The sequence below is a fragment of the Tumebacillus avium genome (assembly GCF_002162355.1).
GTDB lineage: Bacteria > Bacillota > Bacilli > Tumebacillales > Tumebacillaceae > Tumebacillus_A > Tumebacillus_A avium.
Window position 1 is genome coordinate 2615099 of sequence record NZ_CP021434.1, and the last position, 12193, is coordinate 2627291.

Sequence of the window (12193 nt, forward strand, 5' to 3'; positions counted from 1 at the left end):
TGTTACGATGCGTGCGAGCAAATGGGTGGCAATGACGCTGGCGATCGCGCTCGCGTCCACCGCAACGTCTGCCTGCGGAATTATGCGGACACCGTATGAGCGGCAAAAGATTCAGGAGAACGGCGGAACGGCCAAGAAGCCGAATGAAGAGCAGTCTGCCAACGCCGGCGGCGGTCAGGGAGAAGGCGGGGGCGAACAGGCTGCCGGGAAGAAAAAGAAAGAAGACCCGCAGATCGCCAAGGAGAAAAAAGAAGGCCAGAAGCAGAAATTCGAGTCGGAGAGCCCCGGCCAGCGCAAGGAACGGTTAAAAGGGCAAGGGCTGCTCTACGTGCTCCCTGGCGCCAAAGAGCGACTGGAGGGGCTCCGTCCCGGTGCGAAAAAGGACGCGGAGCAAGCGAAGGCGAAGGTCAAAGGCGAAACTGAAAAGGCCGAGCAGCCGAAACAAGAGGTGCAGCTGCGCCACAGCGGCCCGCTGTCGGCCGAAGTCTCCAAGCTGGAAGGCGTCGTGGAAGCGATCGTGTTGGTCGATGAAAAGGGCAACGCGTTTGTCGCGCTGAACGAGGACCAGCAAGTGAAAGCCAAAATGGTCAAAGCGCCGCGCGAAGCCAACGAGCGAATCGATGTCAAAACGGAAGGCGACATCCCGCAGCCGATTCAGGAGCGGATCGCCTCCAAGCTGCGGGCGATGAACGAAAACATCGGAACGGTGCATATCACGAACAGCCCCGAACATGTGAAGAAATTTCAGCGCTATGCCGGAAAAGTCGTCAAAGGCGACATCGACGAGACCGCGCATGCGGCAGCCGATCACATCACCGACATCTGGAAATAAAAAAAGGTCGTGTCTCTTGGGACACGACCTTTTCTCGCTTAAAATTCGGTGGCTGTGGTGTATGGCAGACCGGGATAGCCTTGCGCGGTCAGGTTGCGCATCGCGCGGTCGACCATCGTGACCGGCACATCGAGCTGATTGGCGACATCGACCACCGACTCGATGTTGTTCCCTGCCTGCAGTTGCTGCAGGACATAGGTCTCGATATTGCGCTGCATTTCGCGTTGATCCATCTGGGCGGGCCTCCCCTCAGGCGTAGACTTCCCTAGTAGGATGCCCGGCGCAGGGTTGTTTACTCAAGAGCAGCAGGAGCAGGGGTTCAATTTTACTGCGGAGCGTCTGCCGCCGGAGTGATGACGGTAAACGTATAGGTGCCGAGCAGGTTCACCAAAGCATGATCCGTGCTGGTGTAAGCGTACACCGAGTAGTAGTAGGTAGTGCCAGGCGTCAGGCCCTCTTCATGATAAGCGGATTCCGGGCCGGAATACTGGTCAGATCCCATTTTCTTGATCACGTAGTCGACCGCATTTGCGTTGGTCGGATGAGTTTCAAACGATACGGAGGTCGAAGTGCTTTCCAAGACAAGCGGCGACCATGCCAGATTTTGCGTATAACCGGTCGCTCTGGTGCTGATCATCAGTACGCCATTCGTATCGTAGAGTTCGTAATCATACCAGACTTGCTGGTGCGGCATCAGGTTGGATTCTGTAAACGTGCCGGTGCCTTCATAGTACAGCTCGCCCATGCGACGCAGCACCATCTTGCCGACTTCAAAGTTGGTGCCGGTGTAGGTGGTGGTCATGGTATGTGCGTCCGGACTCGTCATTTGCAGTGTGCCGGTGGCTGCTTTGGTGCGTGCGAAGTCATACGCTCTTTGGCCAAGCGGCACTCCGTTTGCATCATAGGAGGAGACGACATAGTAGTACGGCTTGTTCGGAAGCAGCCCGGTGTCGATAAACGTCGTGTTCTTACCTTCATAGAGCACCTGGTTGTCGCGGGTGACCACAAACTTGGCAACCGGGCCGCGGCCCGAGTAGCCCAGCTGAATCGAAGTAAATTCACTGCCGGTATGCCAGACGTTGACCGTGCCGTCTTTCGTGGTGGCCGACAGGGTGCTTTTGGCCAGCTCATTGCCGTTGGCGTCATACGCGTAGATCGTGTAGGTATAGGCGGTGACGTTGGTCAGGCCTTTGTGCTCAAACGTCGTCTTGGTGCCCATGTACAGCAGTTGATTGGCGCCTGTGTACACGCGGTACTCGGCAACCGGACCGTCATAGGAGTAGTTCAGTTGAATCGACATGTAGGACGGGATCGCTTCCGCAGTCAGAGCCGGCGTCAGCGATTTGATTTCCACCGGGTAGTTGCTGGAAGTGGTGGTGCCATTGCCGAATTGCCCTTTGGCATTGGAGCCCCATGCCCAGACGCTGCCGTTCGCTCGCAGCGCATAGGAAGTCGTGCTGCCGGCCGAGATGCTTTGCACGCCGGTCATATCTTGTACGGGGCGGGCGTCCAGACCGGTCATCGCGTAGCTGTGGCCGAGCTGGCCGTAGGTGCTGTTGCCGAACGACCAGACGGTAGCGTCGTTTTTCAGGATCAAAGTGTGGCCGTGACCGGCCGCAATCGCCGTCGCGCCAGTAAACGGTTCCAGGTAAAAGCCGCGCACCTGTGTCGGGGCTTGTGCGGTGACAGCGGTTGACAGGCCAACCGTGTCGGTGCCCCAGTACCAGACGGTGCCGTCCGCCTTGATCGCCACCGCATGTGTTTTGCCGGCATCGATCGCCGTTACGCCGGTGATCGGCACTTGTGACGGGCGGGTGGAGTTGTTGCTCGCCTTGCCATACTGATAAGAAGCGTTGTTGCCCCACGCCCAGACGGTGCCGTCCGTTTTCAGCGCCAGCGAGAAGCGTGCGCCTGCCGCGATGTCTTTGACGTCGCTGATCAGGGACTTGACCGGGGTGGACGAATTGGTGGCGGTGCCGTTGCCGAGCTGGCCGTTGTAGTTGCCGCCAAACCCGTACACGTCGCCGCTCGCGGTCAACGCCAGCGAGTGATGCTCGCCGCCTGCCACTTCCACGACATCGCTCAGCCCGGCAACTTGCAGGGGAGCGGTGATCGCCCCCGAAGGAGTAGCGCCGCCTTGTCCATAGTTGTTATCTCCGGCCGCCCAGACGCTGCCGTCGCTTTTGAGAAACAGCGTGTGGTTGTACCCGGCATCGATGCTTGTGCCGCCGTTGGCGAATCCGCTGACGGGCATCGGGGAGAGCGCGGTGGAGTTGACGGTGCCGCCATCGCCGATCTTGCCGTTAAAGTCATACCCATAACCCCAGACCGAGCCATCGGACCGGACGAGTTGTGCATAGTCGAGGCCGCCGTTTACTTTCGTGACGTAGGCTGCATTTGCCTGACCGCTGTCAGCAAGCAGCATGCCTGTCGCCAAAGCAACGGTTGCGGCGCTCATGAGAGCCAATTTGTTCATGAAGATTCCCCTTTTATATAAAATATGGGTAAAAAGTAATTTCATAGATTAGAGTACCATATCCTCCCACAAATAAAAACCCTCCAAAAGGAGGGTTAACTGGTTATATGAAAATTATTTATCGTCAAAAAACCACCGCCCGAAACGGACAGTGGTTTTACTTACTTGTCGTTCTCATGTTCACTTACAACATCCCGCATCCCGTCTTTAAACTCGCGAAGCCCTTTGCCGACCGCGCGGCCCACTTCGGGCAGTTTGTTCGGGCCAAATACGATTACCGCCAGCACGAGGATCAGGATCATGCCCGGCACGCCGATGTTGGCAAGCATCTCGCTCACCTCCAGCCATAGTTTCCTGCTTAGCGTGTGTTGCTAGGCTTTCGGATATGCATACTGCTGCACGAGGCAGACAAATTCGGACGCCGCCCGCGATTGAAACCGTCCGGCCCGCTCCAGCACGGAGAGGGGACGGGTGTAGTGAAAGCCATCCAGGGTCAGGCGCTGCAAACTGCCCGCGAGCATCTCGCGGCGGACACACCATTTGGAGAGGATGGCCAGGCCCATACCGGCCTCGACCGCTTCTTTGATGCCTTGCGTGCTGCCGATTGAGATGATTTTGCGGGGCGCGACCCCGATTTTTTGCAAATAATCTTCTGCCGTCGCCCGCGTGCCGGAACCTGCTTCGCGCAGGATAAACGTGTGCTCCTCCAACTGCTCAGCGCGAACTTTGGAAACATCGGCAAGCGGATGCCCCGGCGGAGCGAACAGCACCACTTCATCGTCCAAAAAAGAGGTCAAAGTCAGATGACGATGCTGCAGCCGCCCTTCGACCACCCCGGCGTCGATGCTGTAATCGAGCATCATCTCGCCGATCTCCTCCGTGTTGTGAATCAGCAGATTGAGCTCAACTTCCGGAAAGCGCTGGGTGTATTCGGCCAGCACCTGCGGCAGAATATATTCTCCGATCGTAAAGGTGGCGCCGATCGTCAGCTTGCCAGTCACGCGACCCATCAGATCATCGAGCGCCCCTTTGCTTTTCGCAGACAGATCGAGAATCTGCTTGGCATAAGGCAGCAGCGTCTCACCGGCGGAGGTCAGTTCGACCCGCTTGGAGGTGCGCTCGAACAATTTGGTGCCGTAATACTCTTCTAATGTATGAATCTGCTGCGAGATCGCCGGCTGGGTCAGCCGAAGCGCTTCAGCTGCCCGGGAGAAACTCTTCTTCTCCGCGACCATCGCAAACACATGCAAATGCGTGTTGATCACAAAAAGGCCCCCTTTTGGTCCTCTCACCCTATTGTACCAGAGTTTACGTGGCGCAATGACTCCTCCACTGCGCAAACTACCCTTGCAAGATAAGGAGAAGGAGGAGTAGAGACCGTGAAAAAATGGATCAAAACCACAGTGGCCGCTCTGATGTTGGCTTCGACGATCGTCCTGCCGTCCTCCACACAGACAGCGGAGGCGGAATCGGCCGTTTCCTACACCGTACAGCCGGGCGACAGCGTCTGGAAGATCGCGGTGAAATATCAGATCGGGGTGTCCGACATCGTTGGCGCCAACAATCTGAAGAACCCGAGCCTGATCTATCCGGGGCAGAAGCTGATCATCCCGCAGCTTGACGCCCGCGTTGTGCAGTTCCAGAACCGCGTCGTGCAATTGACCAACGCCGAGCGCGCCAAAGTCGGCCTGCGCCCCTTGAAAATGAACTGGGAGCTGCAGCGCTGCGCCCGCGTGAAGTCGGAGGACATGCGCAACCGCAACTACTTTGCGCACAACTCGCCGACGTACGGTTCGCCGTTTACGATGATGAAAAGCTTCGGCATCAACTACTCCACAGCGGGCGAAAACATCGCGGCCGGACAGCAGACGCCGGAATCGGTGGTCGCTTCGTGGATGAAGAGCCCGGGGCATCGCGCCAACATCCTCAAGGCGGAATACGCGGAGATCGGCTGCGGCGTGGCTTTTGGCGGTTCGTACAAAGTGTACTGGACACAGCAGTTCATCAAACGCTAGGCCAGAACGAAAGCCAGCCGGGTCACTGCCCGACTGGCTTTTCTATGCTACTATAGGAAGAAGAAGCAAGGCTTGACGAGAGGAGCCACAGCATGGCAATCGAAACGGAAGTCAAATTTCGCACCACAGCCGCGTCCTGGCAGGAGATCAAGGATGATTTTGAACGTACATACCAGCTCGACCACATCGAAGAGCAGACCAACCAATACTACAACACGAAAAACGGCGATCTCGACCGCCTCCGCATCGGCCTGCGCCTGCGTCTGGTAAAAGGCCGTTCTATCGTCAACATCAAGCGCGACACGAAAGAATCGCACAAGCGCGAAGAGATTGAAGAGGAGTACGCAGGCACGCTGGAGCGGCTGCCTCAAGACAGCCTGATCCTGCAAAATCTGCTCAACGAAGTCGGCTGCGCGTACGAAGACATCGTGCCGCACGTTCGGATGACCACCAAGCGGTACGTCTATCTGATCGAAGAGCCGACCGTGAAAATTGAAGTCTGTTTCGACGATGTCCTGATCTCCGGCAACGGGCAGGACCATCCGCTGTACGAGATCGAGTTTGAACTGGTGTCGGGCGACGAAGCGCGCCTGCTGGAACTGACCGCCGCGTTTCGCGCCAAGCACGGCAGCCGGGTGGAGCAAAGCGCCGTTTCCAAGCTTGCCTACGCTTTGCAACTCGTGCAAAAATAAGTTCGTAACATCCTTGCAGACTAGAGCAGCCCACATTGACGGGCAGAGGAGAGGATTTTATGAACAGTTTTTCTGAGCAGCTCCGCGCGGCAGGGGATGAGATCTGGCAGCAGATCCACGAGCATCCGTTTGTCGTCGGAATGGGGGACGGGACGCTGGAAGCGGAGCGTTTCGCCTACTACATGGTGCAGGACTACCTGTACCTGATCGAGTATTGCCGCCTGTTTGCGCTGGCGGCGACGAAAAGCGCAGACCTGCAGACGATGGGCAAGTTCGCCGAGCTGCTGCACGCCACGCTGCATGTGGAGATGGACCTGCACCGCCAGTACGCGGCCGAGTTCGGCCTGACGCCGCGCGACTTGGAAACGGCAAGCATCGCGCCCACCGCCCATGCCTACTCGCGCCATCTGCTGCACACCGTGCAAAACGGCACGATCGCCGAGATGATCACGGCGATTTTGCCATGCCAATGGGGCTATCACGAGATCGCCGTGCGGCTCAAGGAACGGGGCGGGCTGGACAACGGCTCGCGCTACACCGCATGGGTGGCGATGTACGCATCTGACGAATTCAAGTCCCTGTCCGACTGGCTGCGCGGCTGGCTCGATGACATCGCAGAGGACTTCACCGCCGCAGAGCGCCGCCGCCTGACCGAACTGTATCTCACCGGCAGCCGCTATGAGTGGATGTTCTGGGACATGTCCTACAAGATGGAAACCTGGCCGGTCTAACTCCTGAAACGATCAAAAAGCGTCCCCGCCAAGGCAGGGACGCTTTATATTTCCAGTGTGAGCGTTGTCAAAAACGGGAACAATTTTGGTACAATCCGTTGCAGATCAAAGCGGTGTCGACAAACATCGACAAACCCTGATCCGGCAATTCAAACCCGCTATATGATACCACATCACCGGAATGTTTTGCAATTGTCTGACAATGAAATTCATAAAAAAGTAACAAATCTCATTGACGAATGTCACAAATTTGCTAGAATTAGAATCAAGTATGTGAAATTCGACACAATTAGGGTGGGGAATCATGGCGAAAAAAGTCGTAATCTTAGGAGCCGGCTACGCTGGTCTCGTCTGTGCACTTGAACTCAACAAGTTGACGACGGCACAAGAAGTAGAGATTATCCTTGTCAATAAACATGAATACCATCAGTTGGTGACGCAGTTGCACGAGCCGGCTGTTGGCGCCAAAGAAGAGAAGGACGTCACGCTTTCGATCAACTCGATCCTCGGTGCGAAGAAGGTCAAGTTCGTCAAGGACGTTGTCGTCTCCATCGACAATGAAGCGAAAGAAGTCAAGCTGGAGAACAGCAAGCTGTCCTACGATTACCTTGTTGTTGCGCTGGGTTCCGAAACGGAATACTTCGGCATCCCGGGCCTGAAAGAGTACAGCTTCACCTTGAAGTCTGTCAACCAGGCGAACCGCATTCGCGAACACATCGAGAACTGCTTGAAAACATACAGTCAGGACAAGAAAGACAGCAAGCTGACCTTTGTCGTCGGCGGCGCAGGCTTCACCGGCATCGAGCTGGTCGGCGAACTGGCAGACATGCTGCCGGTGCTGGCACAGAAGCACAACGTCCCGAAAGACAAGATCAAGCTGATCAACGTCGAAGCAGCGCCGATGATTCTGCCGGGCTTTGACGAAGAGCTGGTCTCCGTCGCCAAGAAATCGCTGGAAGCGCGCGGCGTTCAGTTCATCATCGGCACGCCGGTCGTCCAAGTCGAGCCGGGCATCGTGCACCTCAAGTCGGGCGACACCATCCCGACCGAGACGATGATCTGGACCGGCGGCGTCCGCGGCGTTCCGGTTGTGGCGGAAGCGGGCTTCGAGACCGAACCGCGCGGCCGCGCCAAAGTGGACGAGTACATGCGTGCTGTCGGCCATGAAGACGTCTGGATCATCGGCGATTCCTGCTTCGTGCTGGCGCCCAACGGCCGCCCGTACCCGCCGACTGCGCAGATCTCCACGCAGATGGGCGAAAATGCAGCGGTGAACATCTACTCGACGATGAAGCACATGAAGAAAGAGAAGTTCGATCCGGTGCTGCTCGGCGCGGTTGCATCGCTTGGCCGCAAAGAAGCGATCGGTTCGATCGGCAACAAGATGAAAGCAAAAGGCTGGCTGGCGTACCGCGTGAAAGACGCGTCCAAGTACCGTTACCTGGCCAAGATCGGCGCACTGCTCAAGTCCTAGTTTACGGAGGCGGTCTTGCATGAATCAACAAGGCGGCAAGAAGATGAACGTCTATAAAGACGACAACTGGAACCAAATGAACATCCACCAGCACGGACGCCGTTATGTGGTATCCGAAATCTCCTCGATCGAAGGCGAACTCACCTACGATTTCGCCTCCCGTCAAGAGATGCAGCGCTGGGCGGAACAGCGTTTCTCCCCGGCGAACTTCAGCGGCTCCGAAGAAGAGCGCACTGAAATCCTCGCCAAGTTCAAACGCGTATAATGCAAAGCCCCTCCTCGTGAGGGGCTTTTTTGATAAATCCGCAGAAGCCCATCTCCCCGCTAAGGCCCGTATCATACTCTGTAAGTACAAGGATGATACAACCTTACGAAGGGGTGAATCCAATGTCTTTCGCACTGACCGGTTGGATGATGTACACCATGTGGGCCGTGCTGGGGTTGATGTCTCTCGATCTGCTGATGGGCATCTACAAAAGCATGAAGAGCAATTCTTTCTCCCTTGATCAACTGTCCGATTTCCTCGGCGGCGTCCTGACCCATGTCTTCCCGCTCTTGATCCTCGCCAACTTGAACAAGACGGACATCGATCCTACAGGCGGCTGGATCCTGCTCGTGCTGTTCTACTTGACAGGGATCGGCGTGATCTGGAAGCTCTTGATGGGCCTCAAGGGCAAAATGTAAATTACCTTAAGCACTTTGCTCGATTGGGCAAGGTGCTTTTTACATAGGAAAAACTGTAAAATAAGTCTTTAGTCCCATGAGAAAGATGGTCAAGCGGTGTAGACTGGAAAGTATAAATAAAATAGAAAATCTTTTCTGACAACTGACTGACTGCTTGTCCGGTCATCGTGTGACCGAACCCTGACTACGAGTGTCTGCTTGCGGCCTGCCCGGAGCGTACTCGAACTAGGAGGTTGTGTCTATGTTTCAGTGTCCTGCGTGTGGAGAATTAATGGAGATCTTAACCAATAACCATTGTGTAAGAGCTCACGGCATGACAAAGAAGGAACTGATTGACAACTTCGGGGCTCCGAAATACGTGACCCCCACGATGAGTCGGGAAGTACAAAACTGGATCAAAGAGTCCACCATCATCTCAAAAGTAGATTTCGATGTAGCACAGGCGGCGGCACGCAACATGGTCCGGCGCTCCTAGAGCGCATCCGCTTACATAAGATCCCCTTGCACCCCTTTGAGACAGTGTCGCGTGCAGGGGATTTTTGCATTCTAGAACTTTTGCGTTGGAATACTTTTCCGAGTACTATTAGAACATACTAGGAAGTATAGTATGCCAAAAGGCTCGGAATACGAAAGGATGAACAGCCCGATGAACCAGTTTCAAACCCGTGAGGAACGCGGCATCTACGTTCACGTACTGCCCACCGACAAGTTCCGCATGAACACGATCGTCGCCACTTTTGCGCAGGAGCTGCGCGAAGACACCGCGACGCCATTGGCTTTGCTTCCCTATCTTTTAAACCGAGGGTCTGAGCAGTACCCGACCCCGGAGAAACTGCAACTCGCGCTCGACGAACTGTACGGCGCCTCGATGTCGGCCACGATCGACAAAAAAGGGGAGCGCCAGGTCGTCGACTTCTCGATGAACGTCCCGAACGAGAAATTCCTCAAACAAGGCGAAGGCCTGTTCCAAAAGGCGCTCGGCATTCTCTCCGACGTGATGCTCCGCCCGCAGCTGCAGGACGGCGCTTTTCTGCCCGAGTATGTGCAGGCAGAAAAAGAACAGCACAAAAAGCGCATCGCAGCGGTGATCGACGACAAGATGAACTATGCGGTCGAGCGCTGCAACGAAGAGATGACCAAAGGCGAACCGTATGCCATCCCGCGTCTCGGCTTCGAAAACAAGATCGACGAGATTACTCCTCAGTCGCTGTTTGACGTGTACCAGCGCCTGCTGAAGACCGCGCCGATCAACATCTATGTGGTCGGCGACGTGGACACCGATGCGGTGGCAGCGGAGATCTTCCGCGTCTTTGACATGGAGCGCGACCCGCAAGCCGCGTTTGCCCCGGTGCAGATTCAGCATGAGACCCGCGCCGTCAAAGATGTGGTCGACCGCCTCGACATCAATCAAGGGAAGCTGAACGTCGGCGTGTGGACCAATGTGGCCTGGGCGTCTGACGACTATGCGGCGATGCAGGTCTGTAACGGCGTGCTTGGCGCGTTCCCGCATTCCAAACTGTTCGTCAACGTCCGCGAGAAGCACTCGCTGGCTTACTACTGCATGTCCCGCCTCGACGGGCACAAAGGCATCATCAGCGTCTTTTCCGGTGTGGAATTTGACAAGATCGATCAGGCGCTGGAGATCATCCGCGAGCAGTTTGACGTGCTCAAAAAAGGCGAGATCACCGCAGAGGAGATGGAGTTCACGATCGCAGGTCTGGTCAACGCCTACAAGACGGCGATGGACAATCCGACGTCGATCGCCGATTTCCACCTGAACGGCCTGCTCGCCGGGCGCGTCCGCACGCGCGAAGAAATGATCGACGCCTTCCAAAAGGTCACCGTCGAAGATGTCGTGCGCGTGGCGCAAGGCCTGCAGTTTGATACGATCTACACGCTTCGCAATGAGGAGGGGAACCACGGTGCGTGAAATTCGCAATGAGCAGCTGAAATTATCCGCTTTTCACGATCAACTCGACAACGGACTCGACGTATACGTGATTCCGCGGGAAGGATTCAAGCAGACGTACGCGCTGTTCTCCACCAAGTACGGCTCGATCGACCGCGAGTTTGTCGTGCCCGGCGAGTCGGAACCGACCATCGTGCCGGACGGCATCGCGCACTTTTTGGAGCACAAGATGTTTGAGCAGGAGAACGGGGAGGACGTGTTCAAGACGTTTGCCCGCTATGGCGCGATGTCGAACGCTTTTACGTCGTTTGACACGACGGCCTACCTGTTCTCGTCGACCGACAATCTGGACGAGAACCTGACCACGCTGCTGAATTATGTGCAGGAGCCGTATTTTACGGACGAAAACGTGGAAAAAGAAAAAGGGATCATCGAGCAGGAGATCCGCATGTACGATGACGACCCGAACTGGCGCGTCTATTTCAACCTGATCGAAGGCATGTACCAAGTGCATCCGATCGCGATCGACATCGCCGGCACGGTGGAGACGATCCAGCAGATCGACAAAGAGACGTTGTACAAGTGCTACAATACGTTCTACCACCCGAGCAACATGTCGGTCGTCGTGGTTGGCGACTGCGACCCGGCGCGCGTGCATGCGCTGATCCGTGAAAACCAGGCCGGCAAAAGCTTCGAACGCCAGCCGGAGATCGAGCGTATCTTCCCGAACGAGCCGACCGAGGTGCGCCGTGCCCGTCATGAAGAGCGCATGCAGATCTCGATGCCGAAGCTGCAGTTCGGCTACAAGGACATGAGCCGTCCGAACGGCAAGGACATGATCATCAACGAGTACGCGACTTCGGTCGGCCTCGAAGCGTTGATCGGGAAAAGTTCTGCCCTGTTCAACAAAATGTACGAGGCAGGCATCGTCGACAAGCGTTTTGGCTGGTCGTATGACGCGACTCCGCGTTTTGCCCACTCGCTGTTTGGCGGCAACTCCAAAGATCCGGACCGCGTGCTGCAGGTGGTCGAGGAAGCGTTTGCCGAAGCGGCGCAAAACGGCATCCCGGAGGCAGACTTCAACCGGGCGCGCAACAAGATGATCGGCCAGATGGTCTCGACGCTCGATTCGGCGCGCGCCATCGCCCGCTATTTCGCGACCTACACGTTCCGCGATGCCGATTTCTTTGACATCATCGGCGTGATGGAAAGCCTGACCCTGGAGCAAGTCAACCAGCGTTTGCGCGAACATTTGGCGCCGGAGATGCGCACCGTGTCGATCGTGCTGCCGAAATAAATTTTCAACAACAACTGCCAGCAAGCAGGGTTTCGACCCTGTTTGCTGGTATTTTTATTTTAAGAGACCAATAACAACTAAAA

Annotated in this window: 14 protein-coding genes; 10 read left to right on the forward strand and 4 right to left on the reverse strand. The window is 56.2% G+C overall.

Features of this window, described 5'->3' with window-relative positions:
* The first annotated feature begins 7 nt into the window (after positions 1 to 7).
* Positions 8 to 832, forward strand: coding sequence for a hypothetical protein (locus CBW65_RS12490; protein WP_087457117.1), 825 nt, complete (start codon positions 8 to 10; stop codon positions 830 to 832).
* A 38-nt stretch (positions 833 to 870) separates the two neighbouring features.
* Here the strand turns inward: CBW65_RS12490 and CBW65_RS12495 are convergent, their stop codons facing one another.
* From CBW65_RS12495 to CBW65_RS12510, 4 genes are all read right to left on the reverse strand, one after another.
* Positions 871 to 1065 (reverse strand): hypothetical protein, encoded by a 195-nt coding sequence (locus tag CBW65_RS12495; protein ID WP_087457118.1) that lies wholly within the window; start codon positions 1063 to 1065, stop codon positions 871 to 873.
* 92 nt (positions 1066 to 1157) lie between these two features.
* Positions 1158 to 3308, reverse strand: coding sequence for an RCC1 domain-containing protein (locus CBW65_RS12500; RefSeq protein ID WP_198299826.1), 2151 nt, complete (start codon positions 3306 to 3308; stop codon positions 1158 to 1160).
* Positions 3309 to 3469: 161 nt separating this feature from the next.
* Positions 3470 to 3637 carry a twin-arginine translocase TatA/TatE family subunit gene (locus tag CBW65_RS12505; RefSeq protein ID WP_087457120.1) on the reverse strand — a complete coding sequence of 56 codons (168 nt, stop codon included), beginning with the start codon at positions 3635 to 3637 and terminating at the stop codon, positions 3470 to 3472.
* A gap of 42 nt (positions 3638 to 3679) precedes the next feature.
* Positions 3680 to 4573, reverse strand: coding sequence for a LysR family transcriptional regulator (locus tag CBW65_RS12510; protein WP_232463495.1), 894 nt, complete (start codon positions 4571 to 4573; stop codon positions 3680 to 3682).
* A 114-nt stretch (positions 4574 to 4687) separates the two neighbouring features.
* Between CBW65_RS12510 and CBW65_RS12515 the strand changes: the two genes are divergently transcribed.
* The 9 genes from CBW65_RS12515 (at position 4688) to yfmH (ending at position 12110) form a co-directional block, all read left to right on the forward strand.
* Positions 4688 to 5323: a CAP domain-containing protein gene (locus tag CBW65_RS12515; RefSeq protein WP_232463496.1), complete on the forward strand. Its 636-nt coding sequence runs from the start codon at positions 4688 to 4690 to the stop codon at positions 5321 to 5323.
* A 92-nt stretch (positions 5324 to 5415) separates the two neighbouring features.
* Complete coding sequence (locus CBW65_RS12520; RefSeq protein ID WP_087457121.1) at positions 5416 to 6015, forward strand: CYTH domain-containing protein; 600 nt, start codon at positions 5416 to 5418, stop codon at positions 6013 to 6015.
* A gap of 59 nt (positions 6016 to 6074) precedes the next feature.
* Positions 6075 to 6746, forward strand: a complete 672-nt coding sequence (gene tenA / locus CBW65_RS12525; protein WP_087457122.1) for a thiaminase II — start codon at positions 6075 to 6077, stop codon at positions 6744 to 6746.
* A 304-nt stretch (positions 6747 to 7050) separates the two neighbouring features.
* Positions 7051 to 8220 (forward strand): NAD(P)/FAD-dependent oxidoreductase, encoded by a 1170-nt coding sequence (locus CBW65_RS12530; protein ID WP_087457123.1) that lies wholly within the window; start codon positions 7051 to 7053, stop codon positions 8218 to 8220.
* Positions 8221 to 8239: 19 nt separating this feature from the next.
* Positions 8240 to 8485 carry a hypothetical protein gene (locus CBW65_RS12535; RefSeq protein WP_087457124.1) on the forward strand — a complete coding sequence of 82 codons (246 nt, stop codon included), beginning with the start codon at positions 8240 to 8242 and terminating at the stop codon, positions 8483 to 8485.
* A 122-nt stretch (positions 8486 to 8607) separates the two neighbouring features.
* Entirely contained in the window at positions 8608 to 8904 is a 297-nt protein-coding gene (locus tag CBW65_RS12540; RefSeq protein ID WP_087457125.1) for a hypothetical protein, read from the forward strand.
* Positions 8905 to 9217: 313 nt separating this feature from the next.
* Entirely contained in the window at positions 9218 to 9379 is a 162-nt protein-coding gene (locus tag CBW65_RS12545; protein WP_157721920.1) for a hypothetical protein, read from the forward strand.
* Between the two features lie 171 nt (positions 9380 to 9550).
* Positions 9551 to 10834: an EF-P 5-aminopentanol modification-associated protein YfmF gene (gene yfmF / locus CBW65_RS12550; protein WP_157721921.1), complete on the forward strand. Its 1284-nt coding sequence runs from the start codon at positions 9551 to 9553 to the stop codon at positions 10832 to 10834.
* Positions 10827 to 12110 carry an EF-P 5-aminopentanol modification-associated protein YfmH gene (gene yfmH / locus CBW65_RS12555; protein ID WP_232463311.1) on the forward strand — a complete coding sequence of 428 codons (1284 nt, stop codon included), beginning with the start codon at positions 10827 to 10829 and terminating at the stop codon, positions 12108 to 12110. Before yfmF ends, yfmH begins: the two co-directional genes overlap by 8 nt.
* The last annotated feature ends 83 nt before the right edge of the window (positions 12111 to 12193 follow it).

Bases quoted from the DNA above. Each gene is read 5' to 3' on its own strand.
- CBW65_RS12505 (WP_087457120.1), bottom strand. From the start codon at position 3,637: ATGCTTGCCAACATCGGCGTGCCGGGCATGATCCTGATCCTCGTGCTG.
- CBW65_RS12495 (WP_087457118.1), bottom strand. From the start codon at position 1,065: ATGGATCAACGCGAAATGCAGCGCAATATCGAGACCTATGTCCTGCAG.
- CBW65_RS12535 (WP_087457124.1), top strand. From the start codon at position 8,240: ATGAATCAACAAGGCGGCAAGAAGATGAACGTCTATAAAGACGACAAC.
- CBW65_RS12530 (WP_087457123.1), top strand. From the start codon at position 7,051: ATGGCGAAAAAAGTCGTAATCTTAGGAGCCGGCTACGCTGGTCTCGTC.
- CBW65_RS12490 (WP_087457117.1), top strand. From the start codon at position 8: ATGCGTGCGAGCAAATGGGTGGCAATGACGCTGGCGATCGCGCTCGCG.
- CBW65_RS12500 (WP_198299826.1), bottom strand. From the start codon at position 3,308: ATGAACAAATTGGCTCTCATGAGCGCCGCAACCGTTGCTTTGGCGACA.
- CBW65_RS12520 (WP_087457121.1), top strand. From the start codon at position 5,416: ATGGCAATCGAAACGGAAGTCAAATTTCGCACCACAGCCGCGTCCTGG.
- tenA (WP_087457122.1), top strand. From the start codon at position 6,075: ATGAACAGTTTTTCTGAGCAGCTCCGCGCGGCAGGGGATGAGATCTGG.
- CBW65_RS12545 (WP_157721920.1), top strand. From the start codon at position 9,218: ATGACAAAGAAGGAACTGATTGACAACTTCGGGGCTCCGAAATACGTG.
- CBW65_RS12540 (WP_087457125.1), top strand. From the start codon at position 8,608: ATGTCTTTCGCACTGACCGGTTGGATGATGTACACCATGTGGGCCGTG.
- yfmF (WP_157721921.1), top strand. From the start codon at position 9,551: ATGAACCAGTTTCAAACCCGTGAGGAACGCGGCATCTACGTTCACGTA.